At 60.9% G+C, this 15,061-nt stretch carries 11 protein-coding genes; 9 read left to right on the plus strand and 2 right to left on the minus strand.

Annotated elements, in window-relative coordinates; all coding sequences use genetic code 11:
• Positions 1–330 precede the first annotated feature (330 nt).
• From eno to J4G38_RS25945, 4 genes are all read left to right on the plus strand, one after another.
• Positions 331–1,602, plus strand: coding sequence for a phosphopyruvate hydratase (gene eno, locus J4G38_RS25930; RefSeq protein WP_210521756.1), 1,272 nt, complete (start codon positions 331–333; stop codon positions 1,600–1,602).
• A 76-nt stretch (positions 1,603–1,678) separates the two neighbouring features.
• The gene (locus J4G38_RS25935) at positions 1,679–1,993 is read left to right on the plus strand and encodes an FtsB family cell division protein (RefSeq protein WP_210521757.1); all 315 of its coding nucleotides are present in this window, start codon (positions 1,679–1,681) and stop codon (positions 1,991–1,993) included.
• A gap of 173 nt (positions 1,994–2,166) precedes the next feature.
• Positions 2,167–5,754: a CARDB domain-containing protein gene (locus tag J4G38_RS25940; protein ID WP_210521758.1), complete on the plus strand. Its 3,588-nt coding sequence runs from the start codon at positions 2,167–2,169 to the stop codon at positions 5,752–5,754.
• 183 nt (positions 5,755–5,937) lie between these two features.
• Positions 5,938–6,360 (plus strand): hypothetical protein, encoded by a 423-nt coding sequence (locus J4G38_RS25945; protein WP_210521759.1) that lies wholly within the window; start codon positions 5,938–5,940, stop codon positions 6,358–6,360.
• Positions 6,361–6,414: 54 nt separating this feature from the next.
• Here the strand turns inward: J4G38_RS25945 and J4G38_RS25950 are convergent, their stop codons facing one another.
• Together J4G38_RS25950 and hscA are read right to left on the minus strand one after the other, a co-directional pair.
• Entirely contained in the window at positions 6,415–7,587 is a 1,173-nt protein-coding gene (locus J4G38_RS25950) for an anhydro-N-acetylmuramic acid kinase (RefSeq protein ID WP_210521760.1), read from the minus strand.
• A 72-nt stretch (positions 7,588–7,659) separates the two neighbouring features.
• Positions 7,660–9,531: a Fe-S protein assembly chaperone HscA gene (gene hscA / locus J4G38_RS25955; RefSeq protein WP_210521761.1), complete on the minus strand. Its 1,872-nt coding sequence runs from the start codon at positions 9,529–9,531 to the stop codon at positions 7,660–7,662.
• Positions 9,532–9,846: 315 nt separating this feature from the next.
• Between hscA and J4G38_RS25960 the strand changes: the two genes are divergently transcribed.
• From J4G38_RS25960 to J4G38_RS25980, 5 genes are all read left to right on the plus strand, one after another.
• Positions 9,847–11,982 (plus strand): DUF4331 family protein, encoded by a 2,136-nt coding sequence (locus J4G38_RS25960; RefSeq protein ID WP_210521762.1) that lies wholly within the window; start codon positions 9,847–9,849, stop codon positions 11,980–11,982.
• Between the two features lie 225 nt (positions 11,983–12,207).
• Complete coding sequence (locus tag J4G38_RS25965; RefSeq protein ID WP_210521763.1) at positions 12,208–13,536, plus strand: tetratricopeptide repeat protein; 1,329 nt, start codon at positions 12,208–12,210, stop codon at positions 13,534–13,536.
• A 1-nt stretch (position 13,537) separates the two neighbouring features.
• On the plus strand, positions 13,538–14,230 hold the full coding sequence (locus tag J4G38_RS25970; RefSeq protein ID WP_226163882.1) for a HupE/UreJ family protein: 693 nt from the start codon (positions 13,538–13,540) through the stop codon (positions 14,228–14,230).
• Between the two features lie 24 nt (positions 14,231–14,254).
• On the plus strand, positions 14,255–14,641 hold the full coding sequence (locus tag J4G38_RS25975) for a hypothetical protein (RefSeq protein ID WP_210521764.1): 387 nt from the start codon (positions 14,255–14,257) through the stop codon (positions 14,639–14,641).
• A 128-nt stretch (positions 14,642–14,769) separates the two neighbouring features.
• Positions 14,770–15,012 (plus strand): hypothetical protein, encoded by a 243-nt coding sequence (locus tag J4G38_RS25980; protein ID WP_210521765.1) that lies wholly within the window; start codon positions 14,770–14,772, stop codon positions 15,010–15,012.
• Positions 15,013–15,061 lie beyond the last annotated feature (49 nt).

Here is a 15,061-nt window from a genome sequence, read left to right on the forward strand (position 1 = left end):
GTGAAAAGGACTTCCAGGAAATCTTCTATTATCCTAATACAGGCTCTGAGGCCTCACGGAACTGTCCAAAGTAGCCCTGGAAAAGAGTGGGGATTGTCATGTAAAACGAGCTCTAGCGCCCCATAAGATGCGAATCTTACTCCACCCTTTTCCTTCTCAGCAGCCCTCATTACGGGGCACAGGCAAACATAGCATAAGATGCTTGGCAGCACTCTGCACGGCAGGACGATGGAAATGCAGCGTGATGTTCTTTTCATGTTGGAATCGTGCTTATGCCGGCTGATTCCCGTACGTTTGCAGCATAATTAACTGTTTAAAAAACGACTTGCTATGAGCTTCATTTCGCAGATTCACGCGCGCCAGATTTTTGATTCCCGCGGTAACCCGACGGTAGAAGTTGATGTGACCCTTGATTCGGGGGTAATAGGCCGTGCTGCCGTTCCATCGGGTGCCAGTACCGGCAAGCATGAGGCCGTGGAACTACGCGACGACGATAAGTCGATGTATATGGGCAAGGGTGTGCTGAAGGCGGTGGAGAATGTCAATTCGCGCATTGCTGAGGAACTGGTAGGCTTTTCGGTATACGAGCAAGCTTTGCTCGACAAGATTATGATTGAACTGGACGGTACGCCGAACAAAGCCAATCTGGGTGCCAATGCGATTTTGGGGGTGAGCCTGGCGGCGGCCCGCGCCGCGGCGCAGGATGCCGGGATGCCGCTGTACCGCTACATCGGTGGGGTAGGGGCTTCGACGCTGCCGGTGCCGATGATGAACATCCTGAACGGTGGTTCGCACGCCGACAACTCGATTGACTTCCAGGAATTCATGATTATGCCGACGGGTGCGCCTTCCTTTTCGGAAGCCTTGCGTTGGGGCACGGAGATTTTCCACCACCTGAAAGATGTATTGAAAAAGAAGGGCTTCAGCACCAATGTGGGTGATGAGGGCGGATTTGCACCGAACATTAAGTCCAACGAAGAGGCTATCCAAATTGTGTTGCAGGCCATTGAAACGGCTGGCTACCGCCCCGGCGAGGACGTGTTCATTGCCATGGACGCAGCCGTTTCGGAGTTCTACGAGGACGGCGTGTACCATTTCAAGAAGAGCACCGGCGACAAGCTGACTTCGTCGCAAATGGTGGACTACTGGGCTGACTGGGTGAAGAAATACCCCATCATCAGCCTGGAAGATGGCATGGACGAGGACGACTGGAGCGGCTGGAAATCCCTCACGGAGCGGGTGGGCAAGCAGACGCAGCTGGTGGGAGACGACTTGTTCGTGACCAACGTGGACCGGTTGCAGCGCGGTATCGACGAAGGCATTGCCAACGCCATCCTCATCAAGGTGAACCAGATTGGTACGCTGACGGAAACCATCGCTGCTGTGAACCTGGGCCGCCGCAATGGCTACAAGAGCATCATGAGCCACCGCTCGGGTGAGACGGAGGACAGCACGATTGCCGACCTGGCCGTGGCGCTGAATACAGGCCAGATTAAGACGGGCTCGGCTTCGCGCTCGGACCGGATGGCCAAGTACAATCAATTGCTCCGCATTGAAGAGGAACTGGGCGAGGTAGCTTATTTCCCCGGCAAGAAAATGTAAGGAATCATGTAGTTAAGTTTTGCAAACGGCCAATTCTGCGCAAGCAGAATTGGCCGTTTGTATTACCTTTATTGCAATGAATCTACCTTTCTTCATTAGTCCGGTACTCCGGGTAGTGCGCAGCTTCTATTTCCTAACGGGTACGGGCTTTTTAGTCTGGATGCTGGTGTTTGACGCCAACGATTTGGGCAAACAATTCGACATCTATCGCAAGTGGCAGGAACTGCGCAACGAGAAGCAGTATTACCTCGATAATATTGAGGTGGTGAAGAAGGAGCGAGCCGAACTGATGAGCTCGCCGGCGCTGCTGGAAAAATTCGCGCGGGAAAAATACCTGATGAAACGCCCTGGTGAGGACGTATTCGTGCTGGTGCCCGCTGCTGCTGAATAGCTAATCTCCGGGAATGTATTCTAACTACTGTTCAGCAGTGGCTTGGTTGTTGCTGTCCCGGCCATTCAAGAACTTCACCTTTTCCTCATTCTTTTCCTGCGTATATGAAGCATAGCTACGCTGCCGCGTTGCGGTTGTTTACCGGGCTTTTGAGCCTGTTTTTATTTTTGGGAATGGCCAGGCCTGCGGCCCTGCGAGCCCAAACGTATTCGCTGCCCGTTACGGGCACGACTAGCATTACCACCTGTTCGGGCACATTGTACGACGATGGCGGATTGAACGGGAACTACTCACCCTACGCCAGCGGCTCTGTTACCATTACGCCGGCTACGGCCGGCAACAAAGTGCGGCTGCAGTTTACGTCGTTTGCCGTAGAGGCAGGGTATGACGTGTTGTACATCTATGACGGTCCGAATGCGAGCTCGCCGCTGATTGGGGCTTTTGATTCGAATAACCAGCCCGGTACGGTGTACGGCACCACGGCCTCGGGAGCCCTGACGGTGCGCTTGACTTCGGACGGCGTTGTGCAGCTCAACGGATTTGCGGCCACCATTGGTTGCGTGACCACGGTACCGCCGCAAAATCAGGCCGACCTGGCGGTGCAAGGCGCCACGTTGTCGCCGCTGAGCGTGGTAGCCGGCGGCAACGTGACGGCGAACTGCACAATTTATAATCTGTCGGGGGTGACGGCGAGCAGCAGCAACGTGGGCTACTACTTGTCGACGGATGCTGTTCTGGACGCGGCCGACCAACTGCTGGGCAATTCCCAGGGCTTTGCGCTGTCGGTGGGCCAGTCGTCGTACCGGTATGGGTACCTTGCGGTGCCTACTGGTACCGCGCCGGGCACTTACTACGTGCTGTTTGCGGCCGATTACCTCAACCAGGTGAGCGAGAGCAACGAGAGCAACAACGTTTCGGCGGTAAGCATTACCGTAACGCCGCCCAGCATTGACCTGACCATTCTGCAGCCTTCGGTGACGCCTTTGAACACGGCGGCGGGCAACCCCATCAACATGAGCTGCTACATCCTCAACCAGGGCAATGCCACGGCTAATAGCAGCAGTGTGGGCTTTTATTTCTCGACGGATGCTACCCTGGACGCGGCTGACCAATTGCTGACCTCGCAGTATGGGGCGCAGCTGGCGCCGCCCTATTCCTCGTCGCGCTACGGCACGGCGGCGGTACCAGCCGGCGTGACGCCCGGCACCTACTACATCCTGTTTGTGGCCGATTACCAAAACCAAGTGGGCGAAACCAACGAAACCAACAACGTGGCGTCGGTGAGCATCACCGTGTCGCCGCCCGGCGTGGATTTGGTTATTCAGCAGGAGCAGCTTTACCCCAGCTCGACGGTGGCGGGCAATACGGTACAGCTCAGCTGTTCGGTATTCAACCAGGGCAATATTCAGGCAAATAGCAGCACGGCCGGGTTTTACCTGTCGACCAACCAGACGCTGGACGCCGCCGACGTGCTGTTGAACACCGTGACGGGCGGGGTGCTGACGGCCAACGTGGGCAGCAGCCGGTACGCCAACCCGGTGATTCCGACCGGCACGGCACCGGGCAACTACTACGTACTATTTGTGGCCGACCCGCTAAATGCCGTGGCCGAAGTGAACGAAACCAACAACGTGCGCAGCCTGCCCCTGACGATAATGGCCGCGACCGTCGACTTGCAGGTGCAAAGCGCCTATCTCACGCCCACATCGGTGGCGCCGGGCAGCGCCACGGCTACTTCGTGCTATCTCTACAACCAAGGCAATGCTTTGGCAAATCCGGCCACGATTGGGTATTATTTGTCGACGAACCAAGTGCTGGATGCCAGTGATGTGTTGCTTGGGAATACCACTGGCACTGTGTACGGAGCCAACTATTCGTCGCGCTACCTCAACCTTACCGTGCCGGTGGGCACGGCCGTTGGCAGCTATTACATTCTGTTTGTGGCCGACTACCTGAACCAGGTAGTGGAAACGAATGAGAACAATAACCTGGCCGTCGCACCGCTGCAAGTGGTGGCGCCCGGCATCGACCTGACCATGTACCAGGTCTATCTGAACCCTACGTCGACGGCGCCCGGCAATGCAGTGAACGCGAGCAGCTACATCCAGAACCTGGGCAATTCGACGGCTGCCAGCAGCACGGTGGGATATTATCTGTCGACGAACCAATTGCTGGATGCCAGCGATGTGCTCATGTACACCAGCCCTGGTGGCGCCCTGGCGGCGGGCCAGTATTCCTCGCGGTATGACTACCCTGTGGTGCCGGTGGGCACCACGCCAGGTGCTTACTACGTGCTGTTCGTGGCCGACCCACTGAACGCCGTGGCCGAAACCAACGAGCTCAACAACGTGGCCTCGGTGCCGCTGCAAGTGGTGGCGCCGGGCATTGACTTGCTGATTCAGCAGCCATTCCTGTCGGCCGCTACGGCAACGCCTGGCTTTGCCATTAATGGCAGCTGCTACATTCAAAACACCGGCAATGCCAGCGCCAGCAGCAGCACGGTGGGCTACTACTTATCAACAAACCTGCTGCTGGATGCCAGCGACGTGTTGCTGGCTACCGTTACGGGCGCTGCGTTGCCATCGGGCCAGAACTCGTTCCGCGGTTCCAGCCTGGTGGTGCCCACGGGCACGGCGGCCGGTAACTACTACGTACTGTTCGTGGCCGACCCCTCGAATGCGGTGACTGAAACCAACGAGCTCAATAATGTGGTGTACGCGCCGCTGACCATATTGGGGCCGTTTACGGGTACTGTCGTGCCCTTTAGCGGCACAGCCACCCTCACCAGCTGCTCGGCCACGATTTACGACAACGGTGGGTTCAACAACTACGCCGATTACTCCAGTGGCTCGCTCACTATCCTGCCCGCCACGGCTGGCTCGCTGGTGCAGCTGGTATTCACTTCGTTTTCGATGGAGCAAGGCTACGACTATGTGCGCATCTACGACGGCCCGACTATTAACTCGCCGCTGCTGGGTGCTTACACGGGCAACCAGATACCGCTGGCGGTGACGGCCACCAATTCGGCCGGGGTGCTCACGGTGGAGTTGACGAGCGACGGCTATGCGAACTCAACGGGCTTTGTGGCGACGGTGAGCTGCACCACCGCTCCGCTCTCCGACCTGCTGCTGACGCAGATTGGGGCGTCGCCCTCTTCCGTCCCTGCCGGTGGTAACCTATCGCTGAGTGCGACGGTGGCCAACCAGGGCGCGGGCTCGGCCGCCAGCTCGGCGGTGGGCTATTATCTCTCCACCAACCAGCTGCTTGATGCCAGCGACCGCCTGCTGGGCACCAGCGCCGGTGCGGCGTTGGGAGTGAACCTCGATGCCGCCCGGCAACTCGTGGCCGCCGTGCCGGGCAACGTGACGCCAGGCGCCTACTACGTGTTGTTCGTGGCCGACCCGCTGAACGCCGTGACGGAAACCAATGAGAACAACAACCTCGCGGCGCTGGCCGTGACGGTGACCCAGGCCCTGGCCAGCCGTGAGCAAACCGCCGGCTACGCGGTAGCTGTAGTCCCAAACCCCGTGGCCAACGGCAGCCCGCTGCGGGTGCAGCTCAGCGGTGCGGGGGCTGCTTGCGCCGCTTCCGTCGACCTGTATAATGCCCTGGGCCAGCGCGTGCGCACGCAAGCGCTGCAATTGGGTGCCGGGCGGGCTAACCAAGCGGAAATGCCAACGCAGGGCCTGGCTACCGGCGTCTACATGTTGCGCCTCACCGGCACCGGCCTGAGCGTGACGCGCCGCGTGGTAATCGAGTAGCTAAGCAGAATTGCCCAGCCCCTGCGGGGTGGTGCGGGGGCGGCGGTCCGGGCTTTGTGCCGGGCCAGCCGCCCCCGCTTATTTTTGGCCATGCAAGCAGGACCCAGCCACGGAAAGAAGCGGCCGCTGCGGCTGAAATTGATGAGTATGGCAGCGGTCATGTTGGCGGCGGGCAGTTCAGGGATGGCGCAGCAACCCAGCCAAACGCCGCTCCGGCTGAGCCAGGGGCAGGCGGCCGGACAGTTTTTGCGCGCGGTGCTGCGCGCCGATTACCTGACGGCCTACGGGCGGCTGGCCCCGGAGCTGCGGCAAGCCCTCAGTTTTGGGCGTTTTGAAGCGGCGGCCCGGCCAGTGTGGAAAAGCGGGCAGCGGCACCGTCAGGAAATCGAACTGTACAAGCTGGGTTTTCGGCTCGGCGACAACGGCGCGTCGCGGCTTTTCTACACCTTCTCTTTTGCCGCCGACTCAAGCCTGAAGCCGCCCCCGGTATTGCTGGAAGTAACGTTTCGGGACACTGCTTCGCGGGCGGTGTTGGGGTTTGGCTTGCACACCACCAGAGTACCGGTGAAGGGTGTTTCGCCAAAGGCTAAAAGCCCGAAGCAATAACCGCTAGAATAGTTTACGCTTACCGCGCACCCACAATAAGACGTGCCTTGCCAACTAGGGCAGGCATATTTTGCCTAGACTGAGGTCCGGATTGCCGGCCACGGTTTCGTTGGCCAGGACGGCGAAAAGTACCGCTTCCTTGGCCTCAGCCGGAATGCCGAGTTCATCAATGAAAGCAAAACGGGCAACGGGCAAGCGGCGCTCAATGGCTGCCAAGAGCACCGGATTGCAGCTGCCGCCCCCGCTGGCGTACACCACAACATTGGCCAGTTCTGCTTCGGTCAGGCACTGGCGAACGGCTTGGGCCACGCCCGCCGCGCTCAGCTCTACCAGCGTGGCCAGCACATCGGCGGGCGGCAGGGTGGTAGCGTGGGCGCGGGCTTGCGCCGCTTGCAGGTACTCCATTCCGAATAGCTCGGGGCCGGTGGTTTTGGGCAGCGCGGCGGCGAAAAAGGGGTGCGCCAATAATTCGTGCAGCAGCCCTTGCTGCACCGTGCCGCTGGCCGCGATGGCCCCATTTTCGTCGTAGAGCAGGCCGGGGAAATGCTGCCGCGTCACAGCATCCAGCAAGGTATTGGCCGGGCCGGTATCGGTGGTGAGGGGCAGGCCGGGAGCGGGCACGGCCGGCAGATAGGTGAAGTTGCCGATGCCGCCGAGGTTGAGCAGCAGGCGGTTTTCGGTGGGCACGGCAAACAGCAGCTTGTCGGCGTAGCCCGCCAGCGGAGCGCCTTCGTGGCCGTGGGCAATGTGTTTCTGCCGGAAATCGGCCACGGTGATGATGCCGGTGAGGGCCGCCAAATGGTCGCCGTCGCCGATTTGCAGCGTTGCGTGGTGAGTGAAATCGGCCCGTTGGTGCTGGTGGGCCGGCGCGTGCCAGATGGTTTGGCCGTGGCTGGCCACCAAGTCAATTTCGGCCGGAGCAATGTGCCACGACTCCAGGCAAGCCAGCACCGTGGCCGCGTGCCGACGGCCTATTTCGGCGTTGAGCACGGTGAGGTCCTGCAGGGCCACGCTGGGTTGTGAAATGGCCCGGAGCCGCAGTTGCAGCTCGGCGTCATAGGGAATGGTTGCGAAATTTTCCAGCTTTACCCGCAGCTCAGCGCCGTGGCCCTGGCAATGGCACAAGGCCACATCCAGCCCGTCAAGCGAGGTGCCCGACATCAGCCCAATGATGCGCCGGGCCGGCTGTTGGCCTATCGCGCAGAGGCGAACGAGGTGCGGGTTCATTATTGGGCCTTTGAGAACGTTAGAGCGGGTATAAAAAACGGTTTGTGCCCGGTTGTGCCGATACGCTTGCGCTTAGCCGATTTTCTTGCCGGCCATGGCCTGCTGGATGGAAATGTTCATCACCCGCTCGGCGTAGGGGCGGGTCAGCTCGTCAAGCTCGTCCATGGCTTTGAGAATGGGGTCGCGCTCGGTGCTGGCCAGGGCGGCCTGCACCTTTTCAACCTGTGCGGCGGTGGCGGTCAGCTCTGCTTCGGTGAGATGCTCACGGTTTTTGCGGGTGAAGTTGCTGACCTGGTACAGCAGCTGCTCGGCGGCGGTGCGGGCCTCGATGAGCAGGCGGGCGGCCACGTCTTCCTTGGCATTCACCAGCGAGTCCATCAGCATTTGTTCCACTTGCTCGTCGGTGAGGCCGTATTGGGGCTTGATTTCGACCTGCTGGCGCGTATTGGAGCGCAACTCAATGGCTTCCACCCGCAGGATGCCATCGGCATTGAGCAGGAAGTTAACGTCGACTTTGGGCAGGCCGGCGGGCATGGCCGGCAGGCCCGTCAGCACGAACTCGCCCAGCTTGCGGTTCTGGCTCACCAGGTCGCGCTCGCCCTGGTAGACGGCAATTTTCAGGTTCACCTGGCCGTCGACGCTGGTGGTGTACTGGCGGCCGGCTTTGGTCGGAATCTTGGAATTCCGGGGAATAATCGGGTCCAGCAAGCCGCCCAGCGTTTCAATGCCCAGCGTGAGCGGCGTCACGTCGAGCAGCAGCACATCGCGGCGGTTGCCGGCCAGGATATCGGCCTGAATGGCAGCGCCCAGGGCCACCACTTCGTCGGGATTCAGCGAGTTATTGGCCGGCTGGCCGAAAAAATCTGATACGGCATCGTACACGAGCGGCACGCGGGTGGAGCCGCCCACCAGCAGCACCGCGTCGAGCTTGGTTGTCAGTTTGGCATCGTCTACGGCCTGACGGCAGGCGGTGATGGTGCGCTCCACCAGCGGGCGAATAAGGTCGTTGAACTGCGCACGGGTGAGCGTGACGGTCGTGTTCCGGCCGGCTTCGTCGGTGAGCTGGGTGGTGAAGTCGTCGTGCTGGCTGAGGTATTTCTTGGCGATTTCGGCGGCCAGGCGCAGCTGCTGCTGCAGGTGCGGGTTGGTCTGGAACGACGCGGGCAACTGGAACGCGGCGGCCCAATGCTCGGCCACCACGCGGTCGAGGTCGTCGCCGCCGAGGTAGGTGTCGCCGTTGGTGCTCAGCACTTCAAAAATGCCCTGCTGAATGCGCAGGATGCTGATGTCGAAGGTGCCGCCGCCGAGGTCGTACACGGCCACGGTTTTCTCTTCGTTGGGGTCGAGGCCGATGCCGTAGGCCAGCGCGGCGGCGGTGGGCTCGTTCACGATGCGCAGCACTTCGAGGCCGGCAAGGCGGCCGGCGTCGCGGGTGGCCTGGCGCTGCGAGTCGTTGAAATAGGCCGGCACGGTGATAACGGCGCGGTTCACGGGCGTTTTGAGGGCGTGCTCGGCGCGGGCGCGCAGCTCCTTCAGGATGTCGGCCGACAGCTCGATGGGGGAGAAGAACCGGTCATCGACCCGGATTTTGACCAGGCCCTCCGAGTTGTCGTCGATGACCTTGTAGCCGAGTTGGGTGGCGTGTGGGCCGAGGTCGCGGTAGCTCTTGCCCAGCAGGCGCTTCACCGAGTAAATGGTGCGCTGCGGGTCGGTGAGCAGGAATTCGCGGGCTTCGGTGCCGACAACGGGGTCGGCCCCATCGGCCGGGAAGTGCACCACGGACGGCACGATGCTGCCGCGGCCCTGGTCGTTGATGGCCACGGGCTGGCGGCTGTCGGGGTGCACGTAGGCCACGAGGCTATTGGTGGTGCCCAGGTCGATGCCCACGATTATTTCTTCCTGCTGGAAAGTTCCGGTGGCAAGGTTGATAGCTACTGTAGCCATATATGAATAGGGCCAACGAAACGGTCAGCCAGAAAAAGTAATAAAATAATGCCGCAAAGCGAGGTGCAAAAGTAGCTGCTAAACCCGCCCGGTGCGGGAGCGGGGCCGGTAGCGCAGGCAGAGCCATTGAATATGCCAAAATGTTTTGAGGATATTCTTGGTGCTATTAAAACCGGATTCTTCGCTCCTGACGTAGGGCTTAAGACGAGCGGCCTGCAAACGATTGAGATGCAAAATAATCGACCTGTTATGCGTGCTATTGCTCCGCTTACTTTTTAAAACGTGTTTACTTTTCAACCAAACTTTTTCAGTAGTATGAAAAACCTGCTTACTCGTCCACTCTTCCACGTTGCTCTGCTCGCTACTTCGGTAGGAGGGATGTTGGCCTGGAGTGGCCAGCACAATGCTTTGGAGGCTTCGAGCCACCGCGAAGCCCCGCTCATCGCCGATGACCCGCTGGCCGACAACACCGACCTGTACGCCTTCCGCAGCCCCGAATTGCCGGGCAACGACGGCAACGCCAGCGTTACGATTATCGCCAACTACATCCCGTTGGAACTGCCCCAGGGCGGCCCGAACTACAATACGTTCGGTGAAAACGTGCGCTACGAAATTCACGTGAAAAATGACCAGGCTACAACCGGCGACGACATCACGTACCGCTTCACGTTCAGCCGCACCAATCAGGACCCGACCACGTTCTTCAACATCCGGCTGGGCATGCAAAACCTGAAAACGACTTACACCTGCGAGAAAAGCGTAGCGGGTGGTACGTTTACCAGCGTGGTTACCGGCGGTGTGGTGCCCCCACCCAACATCGGCCCCCGCTCCATCAACGGCGGCGCCGGCCTGAACCAGGCCGCGCCATACGCTACGCTGATGACCAACGCCATTCAGACGTTGGCTGACGGCACCAAAATTTTCTGCGGCCCGACCGATGACCCGTTCTTTGCGGACCTGGGCGGTATTTTTGACCTGGGTGGCATCCGGGCTCCCGGCGCCGCCCGCGATGGCTTGGCCCGCAAGAACACTCACGCCATTGCTTTGCAAATTCCAGTGTCGGTGCTGAAGAAAGCCAGTGCTCCGGCACTTTCTTCGACCACCAACATTCTTGACTCCAACTACATCATCGGGGTGTGGGCTTCGGCCAGCCGCCAGCAGATTAAGACGCTGTCGGCTACGGGCGCGGCTCCTGCTTATACCGGCAACTACGTGCAGGTGTCGCGTATTGGCATGCCGCTGCTGAACGAGGTTATCAACCCCATTGGGGCTAAAGATGCCTGGAACTCGGGCACGCCGTATGCTGAAGCCGCCGTTACGGACGACTACCTCTCGAACCCTGAACTGGGCCTGTACATGGCGGCGGGAACGGCCAATGGCCAGACCTACTACGGCACGTCCGTACCAGGCTTGTATAACTCGCTGCGCATTCAGACGGCTTCGCTGGCTGGTACTTTCGGCGCTGGCTTCGACTTCCGCAACGGTGCGGCTGGTCTGAGCGGTCTGGTTGGCAACGCGGCTCTGACCGGCACGGCGCTGGCCCCCGGCGCTTTTGGTCCCTACCTGCTGGTGGCCGGCAAGCCCCGCTCGGTGGATATCAAGCCGATTTTCCACACCGGCGTGCCTAACCTGATTCCGTACCAGCTGGCTACGGGCAAAACGCCCCGCAACCCCCTCACGGCTGGCAAGCCGTTCATCAACAACTTCCTGCTGGCCAACGCCACGGCTGCTAACCCCGGCGGCGACATGCTGCGCCTGAACATGGCCGTGCCTCCTACGGCTCGTACCTCGGCCGACTTCAGCTCAGAAGGCCTGCTCTACGCCGCTGTGCTGGGCCTGACCGATGCGCGCTATACCGCCAGCGGTACCGCGTTGCAGCTCATCCCGAACATGGACGGTTTCCCGAACGGCCGTCGCCTCGAAGACGACGTAACCCGCATCGAGCTGCAAGCTGTGGGCGGTGCCGTCCTGGCCGCTGTTGGCTTGTTTTACGACGACTACAGCACCACCACCGCCAGCGGGGTTACCCCCAATCTGCTGAGCGTCGTAGGCTTCAATGCCGGTGTGACGGCCAACGACACCACGTTCAAAGCAACCTTCCCGTACTCGCAGACGCCCTGGAGCGGCACTACTGCCCAGCGCATAGCCCTGGCCCAGCGCTCGTCCAGCCTCGGCCTCTCGCCTAACCTGACCGTGGCCCAGGCCTACCCCAACCCCTTCCTCGACCGTACCACGCTGCGCTTTGAGCTGCCCACCAAAGGCACGATGAGCATCATCATCAGCGACGTGACCGGCCGCAAAGTAGCCACCGTAGCCAAAGACAAGTCTTTTGCTGCCGGTGTTAACGAGCTGACGTGGCAGCCGGGCCGCGATGTGGCCCCCGGCCAGTACATTGCCACGCTCTACAACGGCAGCACCGTGGTGCAGTCCGTGCGCATCGAACGCCAATAAATAATAAGCAAACCAAGCGGCTATAACTGCTGAAAAAAGAGTCGTCATTGAGGCCTGCAGTAGGTCCGATGGCGACTCTTTTTCGTAGTTGTTTTCGGTGGTCGTCGGCACCACTGGAAAGACTGGCCCGGCGCGCTGGCCGGCTGCTGTTTGGCGGTGAGCTCCCGCTTGTTTTTGCTGCGATATCCTGGTTCATTTGGCTCCGTTCATTTACTCCTTTCTGTTTTGAAAAAGTACCTATACCCCGGCTTACTGCTTGTTTTTGGCGTGCTGGTCGCCGCCATCTTCTTCTTCAAGAAGCCCGACCACAAAATTCCCGAACTGAAAAACCGCCACGGCGACCTGGCGGCCGGCGGCGAGTGGCTCAATACCAAAGCGGCCATTGAGGGCCTGCTGTCCAAGCTGCGCGCCAATCCCAACGACGAAAAAAGCCGCCTCCTGCTGGCCCAGGCCTACATGCAGGAAGCCCGCGTGACCGGCGACCACCCCTACTACGACGGCGCCGCCATGGAGCTGCTGGAGCAAGTGCTGCAAGCCGAGCCCGAAAACTTTGAGGCCCTGTGCTGCAAAGCTTCGCTGTGCCTCACGCAGCACCACTTCGCCCAGGGCCTCGGCATTGCTGAGCAGGCCCAGAAACTAAACCCCAGCAGCGGCTTCGTGTACGGCCTGCTGACCGATGCCAACGTTGAAATGGGCCACTACGACACGGCCGTGAAGATGGCCGACAAGATGAATTCGGTTCGGCCCGACCTGCCGGCCTATGCCCGCGTGAGCTACCTGCGCGAGATTTATGGCGACGTGCCCGGTGCCATTCAGGCCATGGACATGGCCACCAAAGCCGGCTACACCGGCCTGGAGCAAACCGAGTGGACCCGCGTGGCCCTTGGCCATTTGTACGAGGTGAGCGGCGACACGGCCCACGCCCGCGCCTACTACCTGATGTCGCTGGCTTCCCGCCCGGGTTATGCCTACGCGCTGGCCGGCCTGGGCCGCATGGCCGCCGCCCGCAAGGACTACGCCACCGCCATCAAACTCTACCAGCAGGCGCGCATTACGGTGAAGGATTATGCCTTTACGGATGAGCTGACGGACCTGTACCACCTGAATGGCCAGCCCGACGAGTCGAAGAAGATGGCCGAGGAATCCATCGATATGCTGGCCAGCGCGGCCAAGGATGCCGATAACAACGACCAGATGGGCCACTACGCCGACCGCGAGCTGGCCTACGCCTACCTCAAAACCAACGAGCCGGACAAGGCCCTGGAGCACGCCAAAATTGAGTACGACCGCCGCCCTGACAACATCGACGTGAACGAAACCATGGCCTGGGTCCTCTACAAGCGCGGCCAGTTTGCTGAGGCCCAGAAATACATGCAGGTAGCCCGCCGCACCGGCTCGAAGAACCCGGTGCTGCTGTGCCGCGCCGGCCTCATCCTGAGCAAGCTGGGCAAAACCGCCGAGGGCCAGGCCCTGATTGAGAATTCGCTCAAGACCGCGCCTTACCTCAACACTGATGTGGAGATGGAAGGCAAGAAGCTGCTGGCCGCCCGCTAACATGACCACCACCGGACCGTTTCGGGGAATGAGCCTGCCGCGCCGCGCCGTGGTGGCGCTGCCGTTGCTGGTGCTGCTGGCTTTGCCGGCCGCCGCGCACGTCCTCAACACGGACCTGAGCAAGCTTTCGCGCACCGAGATTTTCGGGACCTACCTCAAACTCGGCTTCACGCACATTATTCCGCTGGGGTTCGACCACATCCTGTTCATCATCAGCCTCTACATTCTGGAGCCGCGCCTGAAGCCGGTGCTCACCCAGGCCACGGCCTTCACGGTGGCGCACTCCATCACGCTGGGTTTGGCGATGTACGGGTTTATCCGGCCGCCATCGGCCATTATTGAGCCCATTATCGCGCTGTCCATTCTGTTTGTGGCCATCGAAAACATCATCACCGACAAGCTGAACCCTTGGCGGATTGCCATTGTGTTCGGCTTCGGACTGGTGCATGGCATGGGCTTCGCTGCCGCACTGACTGGGCTGGGGCTGCCGCAGAAGGACTATTTCGGCTCCCTTATTTCTTTCAACCTGGGGGTGGAGCTGGGCCAGGTGACGGTGATTTTGCTGTGCTGGGCGCTGGTGGGCCGCTGGGCCGCCGACAAGAGTTGGTACAAGGCCCGGGTGGTGATTCCGGTGTCCGTTGTCATCGGCATCGTGGCGGCGTTCTGGACGGTGCAGCGGGTGTTTTTCGCTTGATTTTAGAATAAGAAGAGGACCGTTATGCTTCGCTCGCTGCTCGTGCTGCTGTTGCTTGCCAACTACCTGCTGGTAGTGGGCGCTGGCCTCGTGGAGCGCCCGGCGCGGCCCATTGACCGGCCCTTTGCCTACGTGCACAGCCCGGACTGCCAACTGCGCCACACCCTGCGGCTGGCCTGTTTCGATGATTGCAACGGCGTGCAGTACACGGTGAAGAAAAACGGCGAGCGCCTGCCCTTGCAGCAGCTGCTCACCTCATTCAAAGGCCTGGACAGCCACTGCCTGCCCGAAAGCCGGGTGGCGTTTGTCCGGCCGGTGGTGCGGCGGCCGCAGGTTCGCCGGGCGGCCTTGGCGGCCGCCGTGCCCACCGGCTACCGGGGCCAGATTGATTTACCACCCCGTCGGGGATAATGCGTGGAAGCGGCCTTGCGGGGCCGCTGAGGACCGGGTGCACGACGCCCGGCCATATCGTTTTATCCATTTCCCGGATGCTGCCGCGGGACTTTTGAGTCCGGCCGCGTCCTCTTTCCCCGACTTTTATGAATTTCCTGGTAAATCCTTTCCAACCCGTGGCGGGCGCTGCGGGCGTGGCCATTTCCCGCGTGCAGCTGCCGGTGGCCGGCCGCGTGGGCCTGTCGTTTCCTGAGTTTCTCCGGGGCGGTGCCCGGCCCCGGCCCGCCGCTGCCGACCCGCGCAGCCGGCCCTACGCCGATGCCGCCACGCACCGGGCGCAGCACCGCGCCCAGTGCCGGGCCGCCTGCATGAGCAAGGCCAATTTTTAGGTCTGCCCCGGCTGGAATCTCCCATTTTCAACTCGGATAACTCCTCTCG

This window comes from Hymenobacter terricola (assembly GCF_017921975.2).
GTDB lineage: Bacteria > Bacteroidota > Bacteroidia > Cytophagales > Hymenobacteraceae > Hymenobacter > Hymenobacter terricola.

Excerpts from the sequence above, each read along its gene's own strand:
- J4G38_RS25960 (WP_210521762.1), top strand. The coding sequence starts at position 9,847 with ATGAAAAACCTGCTTACTCGTCCACTCTTCCACGTTGCTCTGCTCGCT.
- J4G38_RS25945 (WP_210521759.1), top strand. The coding sequence starts at position 5,938 with ATGGCGCAGCAACCCAGCCAAACGCCGCTCCGGCTGAGCCAGGGGCAG.
- hscA (WP_210521761.1), bottom strand. The coding sequence starts at position 9,531 with ATGGCTACAGTAGCTATCAACCTTGCCACCGGAACTTTCCAGCAGGAA.
- J4G38_RS25975 (WP_210521764.1), top strand. The coding sequence starts at position 14,255 with ATGCTTCGCTCGCTGCTCGTGCTGCTGTTGCTTGCCAACTACCTGCTG.
- J4G38_RS25970 (WP_226163882.1), top strand. The coding sequence starts at position 13,538 with ATGACCACCACCGGACCGTTTCGGGGAATGAGCCTGCCGCGCCGCGCC.
- eno (WP_210521756.1), top strand. The coding sequence starts at position 331 with ATGAGCTTCATTTCGCAGATTCACGCGCGCCAGATTTTTGATTCCCGC.
- J4G38_RS25940 (WP_210521758.1), top strand. The coding sequence starts at position 2,167 with ATGGCCAGGCCTGCGGCCCTGCGAGCCCAAACGTATTCGCTGCCCGTT.
- J4G38_RS25980 (WP_210521765.1), top strand. The coding sequence starts at position 14,770 with ATGAATTTCCTGGTAAATCCTTTCCAACCCGTGGCGGGCGCTGCGGGC.
- J4G38_RS25935 (WP_210521757.1), top strand. The coding sequence starts at position 1,679 with ATGAATCTACCTTTCTTCATTAGTCCGGTACTCCGGGTAGTGCGCAGC.
- J4G38_RS25950 (WP_210521760.1), bottom strand. The coding sequence starts at position 7,587 with ATGAACCCGCACCTCGTTCGCCTCTGCGCGATAGGCCAACAGCCGGCC.